The following is a 13,633-nucleotide window of genomic DNA, read 5'->3' on the forward strand; positions in this document are numbered from 1 at the left end:
GAACTCTCCGCCGTACGGGCGCGAAATCATGATTTCGCGCACATCTTGATATATCGGGCAGAAGTGTTCATAACGCGACACTCCGGAGGCGGATCGCGATCGGCGTACGACGCAAAAGGGCCGGGCCGGTCAGAACGACCGGCCCGGCCCGCAGCAAGCAGCCCGGATTCCTCAGCGGCGGTGCATCACAGCAGCCCGTCCCACATCTGCTCCAGCAGCACCGACCACCAGCTCTCCGGCGAACCGAGCGCCGCCGGGTCGAGGGAGGCCAGCTGGGCCTGGAAGTCGACGGTCCAACGGCCCGCCTGCTCCTGGTTCAGACCGAACCTGAGCCGCCACATCCGGCCCAGCAGCGCCAGACACCGCTGGAACTCGGGCAGGCCCGTGTTCACGAACTGCGGCGGCACGGGCGCACCACCGGGCCCCGCCTCCACCGGTACCGCCACGATGTTCGCGGTGCCGTACTGCACACACACCGCACGGCCGAAGTCGCTGCCCATGACGAGATACGAGCCCGCGTCCGGGGCCGGCTGCACACCGCGCTCCTGCGCGAGCTCGGCGAGCGTCGGCACCGGCCGCCCCGGCTGGGCCTGCGCCCAGAAGAACGGACCCATGTCCGTCGGCAGCCCCGCCGCCACCAGCGAGTGCGCCACGATCGGCGGCACACCCTGCCGGGACACGGCAGCCTGCTCGAACCGGAACACACCCGGCCCGAACGCACCCGCCAGCTCCTGCCCCACCGCCTCCGGCGGAATCGGTGGCGCCGACTGCACCGGCGGCAACGGCGCCCGCACCGGAGCAGGGCGGGCCGGCCCGTCCGCCACCTGATGCAACTCGCCCTGGTGCGCCAGCAGTTGCTGCATGCCCTGCTGGCGGCTCGCATGATCCGTCCCGTACGGCGCGATCGACGTGATCCGCGCCTGCGGCCACTGCTCGCGGATCATCCGCGCGCAGTACGCACCCGGCAGCTCGCACGACTCCAGCTCCGTGTGCAGCTCCAGCACCTGGTCCGGCGGCACGTTCATACCGCGCAGCTCATGGAAGATCTGCCACTCCGGATGCGGCACACCCGGCGCCGACCGCCGAATCAACTGCTGCTCGGACCCGTCCTGCGCCCGGTACCGAAGCACGGCCTGATAACCGGGCCCCACGGTGGGCTGCCCCTGCGCCTGCGGATAGCCGTACGCGGGGGACTGCGGGGCGCCGGGCTGCATTCCGGGCGGCGCGGGCGGCTGCGGGGCACTGGGCTGCATGCCAGGCGCCGGCGGCGGGGGCACACCGGGTGCACCTACGGGAGGCCCGGCCAACACGGTCTCCGCATGGTGTACGCCACCTCGACCACCGGGGGCGCCCGGGGCGCCCGGCGGTTGGGGGAAGCCGGGGGCCCCTGGAGCACCGGGAGGCTGCGGGAAGCCAGGACCACCGGGAACGCCGGGGCCCATCGGAGGCTGCGGGGCACCAGAGCCACCTGCAGCACCAGAAGGCGGCGGGAAGCCCGGGCCAACCGGAGCACCAGGGCCACCCGGAGGCTGCGGGGTACCGGGAGCGCTCGGAACGCCGGAAGGCTGAGAACCACCAGGGCCGCCCGGAACACCAGGAGGCGGCGGAAAACCAGGGCCACCCGGAGCACCAGGGCCACCCGGGGGCTGCGAAGCACCAGGACCGCTCGGAGCGCCGGAAGGCTGAGAACCACCAGGACCACCCGGAACACCAGGAGACGGCGGAAAACCAGGGCCACCCGGAGCACCAGGGCCACCCGGAGACTGCGAAGCACCAGGACCGCTCGGAGCACCAGAAGGCTGAGAACCACCAGGACCACCCGGAACACCAGGAGACGGCGGAAAACCAGGGCCACCCGGAGCACCGGAAGGCTGGGGGCCGCCAGGGCTTCCGGGCGCGTCGGCGGCACCCGGCGCCTGCGGAACGCCAGGCGCGCCGGGCGCCCCCGGAACCGCAGGAGGCTGGGGCGGGGCACCCATGCCGGGAACCCCCGGGGCGAAGGGAGCGCCGGGCGCACCCGGGGCGCCGGGAAACACCTGCCCGCCGGGCGCACCCGGAGACTGCGGTGCACCCGGAGCACCGGGAGGCCCCGGAGGCTGCGGCGGGCCGGGCGGCTGCGGCGCACCCACAATGCCAGGCGCACCCGGAGGCTGCGGTGCCCCCGGCCCCATCCGGCCGGGGTCGGCGAGCATCGTGGCCGCTTGGTGGACGTCGGCCGGGGGCCTGCCGCCGGGCGCGTTCGGCGCGCCGGGCGGGTGGGGGACGCCCGGCGGAGTGGGCGCACCCCCTGGAGCCCCAGGCCCGGCATCCTCAGGCCCGTCGGGACCGAGCGCCGACACCAGCTGCGTCGGAACGTACCCGCCCGCCCCGGGCCCCGGCCGCGTACCCGGCGTTCCCGGAGCGCTCGGCGGAGGTGGCGTGGACGTACCCCGGCGCGGCGGAGAAGCCGCCTTGCTCGTCGCGGCGTCGGCGATGTCCCCGGCGTTCGGCGTCTGCGGATAGCCGTACGACGGAGGACCCGGCGGCGGAGGCGGCGCCCCCTGCGGATAGCCGTACCCCGGCGCAGGCGTACCACCCGGAGCACCCGGCTCATCCAGCGCCCGCTCCTCAGTCGTCCGCGGAAGCCCGCTGCCGCCCGCCATCAGCGCCGTCTCGGCGTCCGGCGGTGTCTCCTCGCCCGCATCGTTCAACGGCGGCGCGAACACGGTCGCGGGCAGCGGGACGGAAAGGTCCTCGCCGCCGCCGTTGGTGTCCGTCCCCGCCCAGGGAGTCGGCCCCGCGGGCGCACTCTGCGCGTCACCACCCGCCCCGGCCTCCGGCCACCTTGCACCGCCACCCGCCGAAGCAGCCGCACCACCCCGCCGATCCGCCATCCCCAGCTTGTCCGCCGCCTCCTGCAACCACTCCGGCGGACTCAACAGGAACGACGTCTGATTCAGATCCACCCGCGCCGAAGCCGCCGGCACCGGCTCCGCAGCCTCGTCCCGCCGGCCGTACTCCTCCTCGTACCGGCGAATCACCTCACCCACCGGCAGCGAAGGCCACAACGTCGCCTCCCCGCTGTCCCGGGCGATCACCAGCCGCTGCAGACCCCCGTCCGAACGCGGCCCCTCCGCCCGGTCCTCGGCCCACACCACGAACCCGAGCCCGAACTCCCGCACCCGCACCTCACGGTGCTGATACGCCGGCACATCCCCGTTGATCCACTCCTCGGCGCGCTCCTGCGCCTGCGCGAAGGTCACCATCGCAACGCTCACTCCCCCACCGAAGAGACGGAAGAGACCGGAACGGAATGCGCGAACCCGCCGTCCACCATCAGATTCGCCACCGTCTCCAACTCCGGCGGATTGCCCGCAAGCCGCGACAAGAACGCATCGAAGTCCTCACCGCACGGCAGCAACAACCGCTCCACCCGATCCGCCGGCGCCCACGAAGGATCCACATCCCGCGCGTCGTCATACGCACAGAACCACACCGAACCGGGCCGCTCGCCCTTCACCTTCAACGCCAGCAACCCGCCCTGCACAAACCCAACACCCAAGTAATCCTTGGTCAGATGGTCACGCAGACACTTGTTGACGTAGACCAGATCATTGACCGCCGCCTCGTCCCGCACCGTGAAGAACGGCTGGTCGACCAACAACCCCAACTCGGCATCCAGCGCCGCACCCACCGGCGCACACCCACCCGCAGCCTTCAGAAACGAACGGTACGCACCCGGCAGCCGATACCCGAGGTCCTCCTCGACCCCCTGCACCTGCGACTCCGTCACCGCCACACCCGACTTCGGCAGCCCGAAATGCGCCGGTCGCGTCTCCTGCAACGGCCGCGTCCCCCGCTTGCCCTGATCCACCGCCGCCGTCGCGATCCCCCCGTGATGCCGCAGCAACGCCTTCACCTCGACCGGCACCAACTCCAGCCGCCGCGAACCCACCACGTGATGCCACGTCCAACCATGCGGCGTCGCCACCGCCGGCACCGTGTCCCACAGTTCATGACCGGAGGCCGCAAGCGCCGCATTCGCCGAGACGTAGTCCGTCAGCCGCAACTCGTCGACACCGAAACCCTCCGGCGGCTCCGCGATCTCCGCAGCAGCACGCGCATAGGGCGAGAAAACGGGGTAACCGCGCTCATCCACACGTACCCCTCTCGGGTGACGTGCCGCCCGGACCGGATCCGGGAAATGCACGACCTGCCCGGCATAGGCCGCGTTCGGCGGCGCGGCTTGTCCCCCAGCCTGGCGGCTGGGCGGTGCCCCCAGCCCGAGCCGACCTGTCGTCATGGCGGTTGCCCCCTGCGGCGTTCGTTACGGACCGCGATGACCGCCACCGGCCAACCCGCCCCGTATCTCCTGTACAACCCTCTCCACACGTCCGCCGCGTGGATCGCGGTGCCGACAGCCTATGCGGTACGACCGCACCGGTCACCGGGCACCGGTCAGCCACCCTCCGCTTCCGTGACCAGCCGTCACCCCGCCGTGACAGCCCGCCCAAACCCGGGCGTGTCGCACCGCCCCAGCTTCCGCACCAGCCACGGCATTTGGCACTCTGTGACCTCCGGGGGAGGCTCGGGAGGGGATGACGATCATGAACGCGACGCAGACAGGACCACACACGGCACCGCACACCGGGCCGTCCGGCGACCCCCGCATCGGCTGGAGCGCCACCGAAACCCCCCACGCACCCACCCTCCTCCACCGCCGCGACGGCATACTCCCCACCATCGCCGCCGCCCTCTCCGTCCGCGGCGCCACCCTCACCGGCACCGCCGCCCGCGGCGACCAGCCCCCACCCCTGCACCCACTCGTCCAGGACTTCCTCGACACCCTCCCCAGCGCCCAACGCGACCGCTTCACCGGCCGCTGCGCCGAAACCATCCTCATCTCCCGCCACATAGCCGCCGCCGACGCCGCCCGCAGCAAACGCGCCACCCGCAAACCCATGACCCACGGCGAAGCCCGCAAAGCCCTCAAACAGGCCAAACTCACCGCCCGCCGCATCCGCGAGGACGGCGACCCCCTCCACGGCAGCTTCGCCACCCCCTGCCGCGCCTGCACCGCCCTCAGCGCCCACTACGGCGTCCGCATCGTCGACCCCGCGGCAACAGACGGCTGAACCCCCCAACCTCAAGCAAGACACCGGCCCCCCGCCGCACCGTGATCCCAGCGAACTCGACGATCGAAGGGCAGATGCACCCCGACCGCACCTCCACCACCCGCTTCCCCGTACCCGTCGACGCCGCCCTCCGCGCCGCCGGCTGGCAACCCGGACGCTGGGACATAAAACAGGCCGAGATCTGGGCCGACGCCCTCCGCGACCACACCTCACCCGCAGGCCACCGCCACGCCGTCTTCCCCGCCGCCGTAGAAGCCTGGGCCGAATTCGGCGGACTCCACATCACCCCCACCGGACCCGGCCGCCAGATCGCCCCCGCAACCCTCCACCTCGACCCTCTGCACGGCCTCCACATGGCCCGCACCCTCAACGACCTCGGCCGCGCCCTCGACACCGAAGTCAGCCCCCTCGGCACCGAGACAGAGACCCACTCCCTCCTCGCCGTCGACACCGAAGGCCGCATCTACGCCCTCGATCACACAGGCGACTGGTACCTCGGCCCCGACATCGACCAAGCCCTCGGCGCCCTCATCTCAGGCATCGAACCCGTACGACTGACAGCCGGCTGAACCCCCGCAAACAGGCAGCGGCCCCTACGCCGCCGGAATCACCGCCGACACCCGGAAACCCCCCGCATCCGTCGGCCCCGACACAAACACCCCACCCAGCGCGGTCACCCGCTCCTTCATCCCCACCAGACCGTTCCCCCCGGACGGCAACCGCGCCGACGACGCCGAAGCCACCTCCGGCGGCGGCTCGTTCTCCACCTGCATCGCAATCTCCGACACCCGATGCGCAAGCCGCACATACGTCTTCGCACCCGCCGCATGCTTGTGGACGTTCGTCAACGCCTCCTGCACCACGCGATACGCCGTCTGCTCCACCTCAGCGGCATACGACCGCACATCCCCCTCCACGGACAGAGCCACCACCATCCCCGCGGCCGCCGACTGCCCGACGAGCTCCTCCAACTCCTCCAGACAGGGCCCCTCCCCCTCATCCACCGCCTTCGAAGCCGCCGCCGCAGCGGCCACCCCCACCGCAGCCAAGGGAACAGACCGCTCAGCCCCCCGCACCCCGTCCCCACTCCGCAGCACCCCGAGCATCTCCCGCAACTCGGTCAACGCCTGCCGCCCCATGTCCCCCACCAACACGGCATTCCTGACGGCCTTCTCCGGGTCCTTACGGGCAACGGCCTGCAACGCGGCAGCGTGCACGACCATGAGGCTCACCCGGTGGGCGACCACGTCATGCATCTCCCGCGCAATCCGAGTCCGCTCCTCGTTCCGCGCCCACTCGGCCCGCTCCTCAGCCCGCTCGGCCAGCAACTGCAACTCACGCTCAAGACTGTCCGCGCGCTCCCGCAAGCTCTCCATCAACCGACGCCGAGCCCCGACATAAAGCCCCAGAAGCAACGGCGGCGCAGTCATCCCGATCGCCGTCGTGATCGCAGCAAACGGAACGAACCAGTCCCCCAGATCCCACGACCCCCGCGACATGTCCTGCCGCACCCGCACGAACATCACGATCAACATGCCGACGAGTGACATCCCCGCCAGCGAACCGATGATCCGCCGCGGCAACTCGGAAGCGGCGAGCGTGTACAGCCCGACGACCCCCATCAGATAACCCATCTGGGCCGGCGTAATGGCGATCGACACCAACACCACAGCAATCGGCCACTGCCGCCTCACGACCAGGGCCGAGCCGGCCAACACCCCGAACACAACCCCCGCGGCCACCGGAATCCCCGCGTCCCGAGCGAACCGAACACCCTCGAACGCACACTCCACCGCGGACACAAAAGCCAAGCTCACGTCCAGTGCCGCACCGCGCCACCTGGCCCACCACCACGGCCCTCCCCGGGCCGCCGCATGCACTTCCCCCGTCGTGGTCATGCCTCCAGCCTACGGGCGCCCACGCCCCGTTTTCCGGCGAGTTTTCGCGATGGGTCTACACCACACTCCGTAACCGAACGTAAGCGAAACAGACCGATATCCCTCGAACTGCTGAATCGCACATTGTTCGCCCCCGGAAGCCCGGATTCCGCCCTGACGGTATGCCCATGGCACATTCACACGGCAAATATGCCGACTTCGAGGGACTGCGGGAGCGAGCGGTTGCGCTGCGGCGGCAGGGCTACAGCCTTCGGCAGATCCGCGACGAGCTGAAGATCTTCAACAACGACATCCTCAACCAGTTGGTGAAGGGGGAACCGCCGCCGGAGTGGACCAAGCGCCCGAACGCCAAGGACGATCTGCGCGAGAAGGCACGGGAGCTGCGACTGCAGGGCTGGACGTACGACCAGATCGAAGCGGAGCTGGGGTGCTCCAGGAGCTCGGTCTCGCTCTGGGTTCGAGATCTGCCAAGGCCCAAGCCTCGATACACACCGGAGGAACAGCGGGCCCTCATGCAGGAAGGTCTGGCTAGGCGACGCGCAGCGGACAACGAAGAGCGCAAGAAGACCAAGCTCGGCGCCCGCAGGGAAATCGGCGAGCTGACGGACCGCGAACTCTTCATGGCGGGAGTCGCGCTGTACTGGGCCGAAGGCTCGAAGAGCAAGCCCTACGACCGCCGAGAGCGCGCCATCTTCGTGAACAGCGACCCGGGCGTGATCCAGACCTACCTTGCCTGGCTGGACCTGCTCGACGTGAACCGGGAACGCCTGGGCTTCCGCGTGCTCATCCACGAGTCCGCCGACATCGACGCTGCGCACCGATTCTGGGCAGAGATCGCTGAGGTCGACGCTTCGGTCTTCGCCAAACCGACGCTCAAGAAGCACAACCCGAAGACCGTCCGGAAGAACACCGGCGACGACTACCACGGTTGCTTGGTCATCGGGGTGGCAAGGAGCGCTGACCTGTACAACCGCATCGAGGGTTGGTGGAACGGAATCGTGGCCCAGGCACAGTCACGTCTCCGGTAAGGTCTGAAGGGCTGTCCCCCGTGGTGTAACTGGCAGCACACTAGATTTTGGATCTAGTAGGACAAGGTTCGAATCCTTGCGGGGGAGCCACAGCACACAAGACCTGAGTTCGGGCCCTGACCGCACCGTCAGGGCCCGCTCCCATGTCCCCCAAGAAACGCCCCGGTATCCTGCGGATGTCCCCACTCACTCCACAGCCGAAGGGCAACCCCGTGAGCGCCATTCGCCCGGCAGCCGTCGTCGTTCTCGCAGCGGGTGAGGGCACCCGTATGAAGTCGGCCACACCCAAGGTCCTGCACGAGATCTGCGGCCGCAGCCTCGTGGGGCATGTGCTCGCCGCCGCCCGTGAGTTGGACCCCGAGAACCTCGTCGTCGTGGTGGGGCACGCCCGCGAGAAGGTCACCGCGCACCTCGCCGAGGCCGACCCTGCCGTACGCACCGCCGTGCAGGCGGAGCAGAACGGCACGGGGCACGCCGTACGCATCGCCCTGGACGAGCTCGGCGGCAGTGTCGACGGCACGGTCGTCGTGGTGTGCGGCGACACCCCTCTGCTCACGGGCGAAACGCTCCGGCAGCTCGCCGACACGCACTCCGCCGATTCCAACGCCGTCACCGTGCTGACCGCCGAGGTGCCCGACGCCACCGGCTACGGGCGGATCATCCGCGACGAGTCGACCGGTGCGGTCACCGAGATCGTGGAGCACAAGGACGCCACCGAGACGCAGCGCGCGATCCGTGAGATCAACTCCGGTGTCTTCGCGTTCGACGGTCCGCTGCTGGCGGATGCGCTCAAGAAGGTGCGTACGGACAACAGTCAGGGTGAGGAGTATCTGACGGATGTCCTGGGGATTCTCCGCGAGGCCGGTCACCGTGTGGGTGCCTCGGTCGCGGGTGATCACCGTGAGATCGCCGGGATCAACAACCGTGTGCAGCTGAGCGAGGCGCGGCGGATCCTGAACGACCGGCTGCTGATCCGTGCCATGCTCGCCGGCGTCACGGTGATCGATCCGGCGACGACCTGGGTGGATGTGACCGTGACGTTCGAGCAGGACGCGGTCGTCCACCCGGGTACGCAGCTGCACGGCTCCACGCACCTCGGTGAGGGTGCTGAGGTCGGGCCCAACACGCGTCTCACGGACACCCAGGTGGACGCCGGGGCGCGTGTCGACAACACGGTGGCCGACAGTGCGTACGTCGGTCCGCAGGCGAAGGTCGGTCCGTTCGCCTATCTCCGTCCGGGGACCCGCCTGGGTGCGAAGGGCAAGATCGGTACGTACGTCGAGACGAAGAACGCCACCATCGGCGAGGGGACCAAGATCCCTCATCTCTCCTATGTCGGTGACGCGACGATCGGCGATTACACGAACATCGGTGCTGCCAGCGTGTTCGTGAACTACGACGGTCAGGAGAAGCACCACTCGACGGTCGGGTCGCATTGCCGGACGGGTGCGGACAATATGTTTGTGGCTCCTGTCACTGTCGGGGACGGCTCGTACACCGCTGCGGGGTCCGTGATCACGAAGGATGTGCCGCCCGGTTCGCTCGCTGTGGCCCGTGGTCAGCAGCGGAATATCGAGGGTTGGGTGGTTCGTAAGCGTCCGGGGAGCGCGGCGGCGCAGGCGGCCGAGGCGGCGTCTCGGCAGGTCGAGAGCGAAGACTGACCGGAAACGGGGGCGCCGGACACGGCGTACCGTGATAAGTGCACACCCAGTTGAGACACCTCTGAGGAGACAGCTGTGACCGGGATCAAGACGACCGGCGAGAAGAAGATGATGTTCTTCTCCGGCCGCGCCCACCCCGAGCTTGCCGAGGAGGTCGCCCAGCAGCTGGGGGTCGGCGTCGTCCCGACGAAGGCGTTCGACTTCGCGAACGGTGAGATCTACGTCCGTTATCAGGAGTCGGCGCGTGGGGCTGACTGTTTCGTGATCCAGAGCCACACGGCTCCGATCAATCAGTGGATCATGGAGCAGTTGATCATGATCGATGCGCTGAAGCGGGCTTCGGCGCGGTCCATCACCGTCATCGTGCCGTTCTACGGTTATGCGCGGCAGGACAAGAAGCACCGTGGTCGTGAGCCGATCTCGGCGCGGCTGGTGGCTGATCTGATGAAGACGGCGGGTGCGGACCGCATTCTGACCGTGGATCTGCACACGGACCAGATTCAGGGCTTCTTCGACGGGCCGGTGGATCACCTGTTCGCGCTTCCGCTGCTTGCGGACTACGTGGGTCAGAAGGTCGACCGGGCGAAGCTGACCGTGGTCTCGCCGGATGCGGGTCGGGTGCGGGTGGCGGACCGGTGGTGTGACCGGTTGGGTGCGCCGCTGGCGATCGTGCACAAGCGTCGGGACAAGGACGTCGCGAACCAGGTCACCGTCCACGAGGTCGTGGGTGAGGTGAAGGGTCGGGTGTGTGTGCTGGTCGACGACATGATCGACACTGGTGGCACCATCTGTGCCGCGGCCGATGCGCTGTTCGCGCACGGTGCGGAGGACGTGATCGTGACGGCCACGCATGGTGTGCTGTCCGGTCCCGCTGCGGACCGTCTGAAGAACTCGCGGGTGAGTGAGTTCGTGTTCACGAACACGCTGCCGACGCCGGCTGAGCTGGGCCGGGATCTGGACAAGATCACGGTGTTGTCGATTGCGCCGACGATTGCGAGTGCGGTGCGTGAGGTGTTCGAGGATGGTTCGGTGACGAGCCTGTTCGACGAGCAGTAAGGGTTCTGCGCCGGCGGACGCTGCCTCTGTCGGAGATCGTTTTGGGTGTGGCCTCCTTGGCCGAGTAGACTGCTGCAGTTGCTCGGCGAGGGAGGCCGTACCCGTTTTTTGGCGGGGTATGGCGGTCCGTTATCGACGCGCTCTTCGTAGCAGGCCGTTCGTGGCCGGGTGACCACGTCCGTTCCTGTTTTGTACGAGGAGTGATCATGTCCGAGGTGAAGCTCACCGCCGAGACCCGTACCGAGTTCGGTAAGGGTGCTGCCCGTCGTATCCGTCGTGACAGCAAGGTTCCCGGTGTTCTGTACGGTCACGGTTCCGACCCGCTGCACCTGACCCTTCCGGGTCACGACCTGCTGCTTGCGCTGCGTACGCCGAACGTCCTGATCTCTCTGGACATCGACGGCAAGACGAACGAGCTGGCGATCCCGAAGTCGGTTCAGCGTGACCCGATCAAGGGTTTCCTGGAGCACGTGGACCTGCTGCTGGTCAAGCGTGGCGAGAAGGTCACGGTCGAGATCCCGGTGCACACCGAGGGCGAGCTGGCCCCGGGTGGCAACCTGCTGGAGCACGTCCTGAACGCGCTGCCGGTCGAGACCGAGGCCACGCACATCCCTGAGTCCGTCACCGTGTCCGTTGAGGGCCTGGAGGCCGGTGCCTCCGTCCTCGCCAAGGACATCACGCTGCCGAAGGGCACCACGCTGGCCGTCGAGGAGGACGCTGTCGTCCTTCAGGTCCTGGCCTCGCAGGCCGAGGAGGCCGCCGAGGGCGAGGGTGCCGAGGGCGAAGAGGTCGCCGAGGCCTGATCCTCACCGTCGTCGTTTCGTTCAGCCGCTGTTCCCTCAGGGGGCAGCGGCTGGCGCGTACAAGGAGACATGGACGTGACCACCCCTGCCAATGCCCCCTGGCTGATCGTCGGCCTCGGGAATCCCGGACCCGAGTATGCGATGAACCGGCACAACGTCGGGTTCATGGTGGCGGATCTGCTGGCCGAGCGGATCGGGGGGAGGTTCAAGCGGGCGGGGAAGGCTCAGGCGCAGGTCGTGGAGGGGCGGATCGGGCCTGTCGGTCCGGCGAACCGGCGGGTGATCCTGGCGAAGCCGATGTCGTACATGAATCTTTCCGGCGGTCCGGTGAACGCGCTGCGGGATTTCTACAAGGTGCCGGTGGCGAACGTCGTGGCCGTGCATGACGAGTTGGACATCGATTACGGCACCCTTCGTCTGAAGCTCGGTGGTGGGGACAACGGGCACAACGGGTTGAAGTCGATGACGAAGGCGTTCGGGGCGGAGTATCACCGGGTGCGGTTCGGGATCGGGCGGCCTCCTGGTCGTATGCAGGTCGCCGACTTTGTGCTGAGGGATTTCTCCTCGGCGGAGCGCAAGGAGCTGGACTACTTCGTGGACCGTGCGGCGGATGCGGTGGAGTGTCTGGTGATCGAGGGGTTGGAGCGGGCGCAAAGCACGTACAACTCCTGACTTGTCCCTCACTGGAGTTGACCTGGTGTGGGGGCATGGCCAATGATCCCGGCCATGCCTGCCACTGCCGCCTCGTCCCGTCTGGTTTCGCGCCGGGCCTCGGTTGCCGCTTTGCGGTTCGGGCGGTTTGCGGCGATGGGTGCGGTTGCGGTGGTGATTCTGATCGCCGGGGTGTGGGCGTCGTGGCGGACGGCTCCGTATGTGATGCTCACCAAGGGGCGGGAGCGCGGCACGATCGAGGTGGCGCGGTGCGGGGACGATACGTGTTGGGGTCGCTATACGCCGATTTCGCAGGGTTCTTCGGGTCGTGACCGGGTGGTCATCGAGAAGACGGTTGCGGTGCGCAAGGGGCGGACGTACACGGTGGTGGTGAAGCCGGGCAGCGATGAGGTCGTGCGGTCGGGGCCGGCGGGGATTCTGTATGCGTGGGTTCCGTTCGGCGGGGCGTTGCTGCTGGCGTCGGTGGTGGTGGCCGGGGGGCTGGGGCGGACGCGGGCCGGGTGGGTCATGGCGGGGTCGGGGGTCGTGTTGCTGACGGCAGCTTTCGTGACTATCTGACGGGTTTTCCCGTTCTCCGTCCTGTGGAGAGTCCGAGCGTTGTGTGTTCGTGATTGACCTTGGGTCAGGTGTGGCTCGATGCTGAGCTGCCCCCTCCACATCTTCCCGTCCGTAACTCGAAGATGGACTTGCCCCATGCGTACCCTCACTCGCGCCGGCGCGCTGGCCGCCGTCGCCGCGGCGGCGCTGTTCTCGGCGCCTGTTGCCGCTCACGCCACTGTTCCCGGTGACAACGGGACTGTGAAGATCCATGACGCCACCACCGGCGAGGAGCTGAAGCGGAACGAGCCGCACGTCTGCACGTTCTATCTGGACGCGTTCGGTTTCGACGCGGTCCAGCAGGTCGACTGGCACATCGAGGCCTGGGCTCCGACGGCCGGTGTGAAGGGCAAGACGGTGAAGACCGGCGCCATCACGCTCGACGCCGAGGGGCATGGCCGTACGGCGGACATGTCGCTGCCCGACGGGCACTACAAGCTGTTCTGGAACTTCGACGGTGAGAAGGGCGCCGCGAAGCACAAGGTGTTCTGGACGGACTGCAAGGACTCGCAGGGCGGCGGCAGCGGTTCGACGCCTTCGCCGTCGGCGTCTTCCTCGTCGTCTCCGTCGTCGTCTCCGTCGGCGTCGTCGTCTTCGTCTCCGTCGTCGCCCGGGTCTTCGCCTTCGTCCGGGGCTTCCGGGTCCTCTTCCGCGTCCCCGCAGGGTGGTTCCGGCGGTGGCCTGGCCGAGACGGGCAACAGTGCTCCGGTGGGCCTGCTCTCGGGTGTCGCGGCGGCGCTGGTGGCCGGTGGCGGTTATCTGGTGGTGCGTCGGCGCAGGGCCTGATGTACGGCAGGAGGGTGC

12 protein-coding genes and 1 tRNA gene are annotated in these 13,633 nt (G+C 68.8%); 10 read left to right on the plus strand and 3 right to left on the minus strand.

The features are described 5' to 3' along the window. Positions 1–185: 185 nt before the first annotated feature. The gene (locus ABD355_RS21695; RefSeq protein ID WP_344402340.1) at positions 186–3,245 is read right to left on the minus strand and encodes an SUKH-4 family immunity protein; all 3,060 of its coding nucleotides are present in this window, start codon (positions 3,243–3,245) and stop codon (positions 186–188) included. Between the two features lie 8 nt (positions 3,246–3,253). Next, complete coding sequence (locus ABD355_RS21700) at positions 3,254–4,282, minus strand: SMI1/KNR4 family protein (protein ID WP_344402178.1); 1,029 nt, start codon at positions 4,280–4,282, stop codon at positions 3,254–3,256. A gap of 295 nt (positions 4,283–4,577) precedes the next feature. On the opposite strand from ABD355_RS21700, the gene ABD355_RS21705 reads away from it, so the two are divergent. Continuing rightward, positions 4,578–5,114: a YwqJ-related putative deaminase gene (locus ABD355_RS21705; protein WP_344402179.1), complete on the plus strand. Its 537-nt coding sequence runs from the start codon at positions 4,578–4,580 to the stop codon at positions 5,112–5,114. Between the two features lie 74 nt (positions 5,115–5,188). Continuing rightward, a complete protein-coding gene (locus tag ABD355_RS21710) occupies positions 5,189–5,683 on the plus strand; it encodes an SUKH-3 domain-containing protein (RefSeq protein ID WP_344402180.1) in 495 nt (164 codons plus the stop codon). Between the two features lie 24 nt (positions 5,684–5,707). Here ABD355_RS21710 and ABD355_RS21715 read toward each other — a convergent pair whose 3' ends face one another. After that, entirely contained in the window at positions 5,708–7,012 is a 1,305-nt protein-coding gene (locus ABD355_RS21715) for a sensor histidine kinase (protein WP_344402181.1), read from the minus strand. A gap of 167 nt (positions 7,013–7,179) precedes the next feature. Between ABD355_RS21715 and ABD355_RS21720 the strand changes: the two genes are divergently transcribed. The 8 genes from ABD355_RS21720 to ABD355_RS21755 all read left to right on the plus strand — a co-directional run bounded on the left by ABD355_RS21720 (position 7,180) and on the right by ABD355_RS21755 (position 13,615). After that, a complete protein-coding gene (locus ABD355_RS21720) occupies positions 7,180–8,040 on the plus strand; it encodes a hypothetical protein (RefSeq protein ID WP_344402182.1) in 861 nt (286 codons plus the stop codon). A 14-nt stretch (positions 8,041–8,054) separates the two neighbouring features. Beyond that, a tRNA-Gln gene (locus tag ABD355_RS21725) sits at positions 8,055–8,130 on the plus strand. A 122-nt stretch (positions 8,131–8,252) separates the two neighbouring features. Beyond that, positions 8,253–9,701 carry a bifunctional UDP-N-acetylglucosamine diphosphorylase/glucosamine-1-phosphate N-acetyltransferase GlmU gene (gene glmU, locus ABD355_RS21730; RefSeq protein ID WP_344402183.1) on the plus strand — a complete coding sequence of 483 codons (1,449 nt, stop codon included), beginning with the start codon at positions 8,253–8,255 and terminating at the stop codon, positions 9,699–9,701. Positions 9,702–9,776: 75 nt separating this feature from the next. After that, entirely contained in the window at positions 9,777–10,757 is a 981-nt protein-coding gene (locus tag ABD355_RS21735; RefSeq protein WP_115907715.1) for a ribose-phosphate diphosphokinase, read from the plus strand. 206 nt (positions 10,758–10,963) lie between these two features. After that, on the plus strand, positions 10,964–11,560 hold the full coding sequence (locus ABD355_RS21740; protein WP_344402184.1) for a 50S ribosomal protein L25/general stress protein Ctc: 597 nt from the start codon (positions 10,964–10,966) through the stop codon (positions 11,558–11,560). A gap of 69 nt (positions 11,561–11,629) precedes the next feature. Continuing rightward, complete coding sequence (pth, locus tag ABD355_RS21745) at positions 11,630–12,232, plus strand: aminoacyl-tRNA hydrolase (RefSeq protein ID WP_344402186.1); 603 nt, start codon at positions 11,630–11,632, stop codon at positions 12,230–12,232. A gap of 42 nt (positions 12,233–12,274) precedes the next feature. Continuing rightward, positions 12,275–12,790 carry a hypothetical protein gene (locus ABD355_RS21750; protein ID WP_344402187.1) on the plus strand — a complete coding sequence of 172 codons (516 nt, stop codon included), beginning with the start codon at positions 12,275–12,277 and terminating at the stop codon, positions 12,788–12,790. 135 nt (positions 12,791–12,925) lie between these two features. Then, positions 12,926–13,615 carry an LPXTG cell wall anchor domain-containing protein gene (locus ABD355_RS21755; RefSeq protein WP_344402188.1) on the plus strand — a complete coding sequence of 230 codons (690 nt, stop codon included), beginning with the start codon at positions 12,926–12,928 and terminating at the stop codon, positions 13,613–13,615. Positions 13,616–13,633: the final 18 nt, after the last annotated feature.

Source organism: Streptomyces longisporus (assembly GCF_039532765.1).
Classification (GTDB): Bacteria; Actinomycetota; Actinomycetes; order Streptomycetales; family Streptomycetaceae; genus Streptomyces; species Streptomyces longisporus.

Coding starts and splice junctions, on each gene's coding strand:
- ABD355_RS21695 (WP_344402340.1), bottom strand. CDS start 3,245: ATGGTGACCTTCGCGCAGGCGCAGGAGCGCGCCGAGGAGTGGATCAAC.
- ABD355_RS21700 (WP_344402178.1), bottom strand. CDS start 4,282: ATGACGACAGGTCGGCTCGGGCTGGGGGCACCGCCCAGCCGCCAGGCT.
- ABD355_RS21705 (WP_344402179.1), top strand. CDS start 4,578: ATGACGATCATGAACGCGACGCAGACAGGACCACACACGGCACCGCAC.
- ABD355_RS21710 (WP_344402180.1), top strand. CDS start 5,189: ATGCACCCCGACCGCACCTCCACCACCCGCTTCCCCGTACCCGTCGAC.
- ABD355_RS21715 (WP_344402181.1), bottom strand. CDS start 7,012: ATGACCACGACGGGGGAAGTGCATGCGGCGGCCCGGGGAGGGCCGTGG.
- ABD355_RS21720 (WP_344402182.1), top strand. CDS start 7,180: ATGGCACATTCACACGGCAAATATGCCGACTTCGAGGGACTGCGGGAG.
- ABD355_RS21740 (WP_344402184.1), top strand. CDS start 10,964: ATGTCCGAGGTGAAGCTCACCGCCGAGACCCGTACCGAGTTCGGTAAG.
- pth (WP_344402186.1), top strand. CDS start 11,630: ATGGACGTGACCACCCCTGCCAATGCCCCCTGGCTGATCGTCGGCCTC.
- ABD355_RS21750 (WP_344402187.1), top strand. CDS start 12,275: ATGATCCCGGCCATGCCTGCCACTGCCGCCTCGTCCCGTCTGGTTTCG.
- ABD355_RS21755 (WP_344402188.1), top strand. CDS start 12,926: ATGCGTACCCTCACTCGCGCCGGCGCGCTGGCCGCCGTCGCCGCGGCG.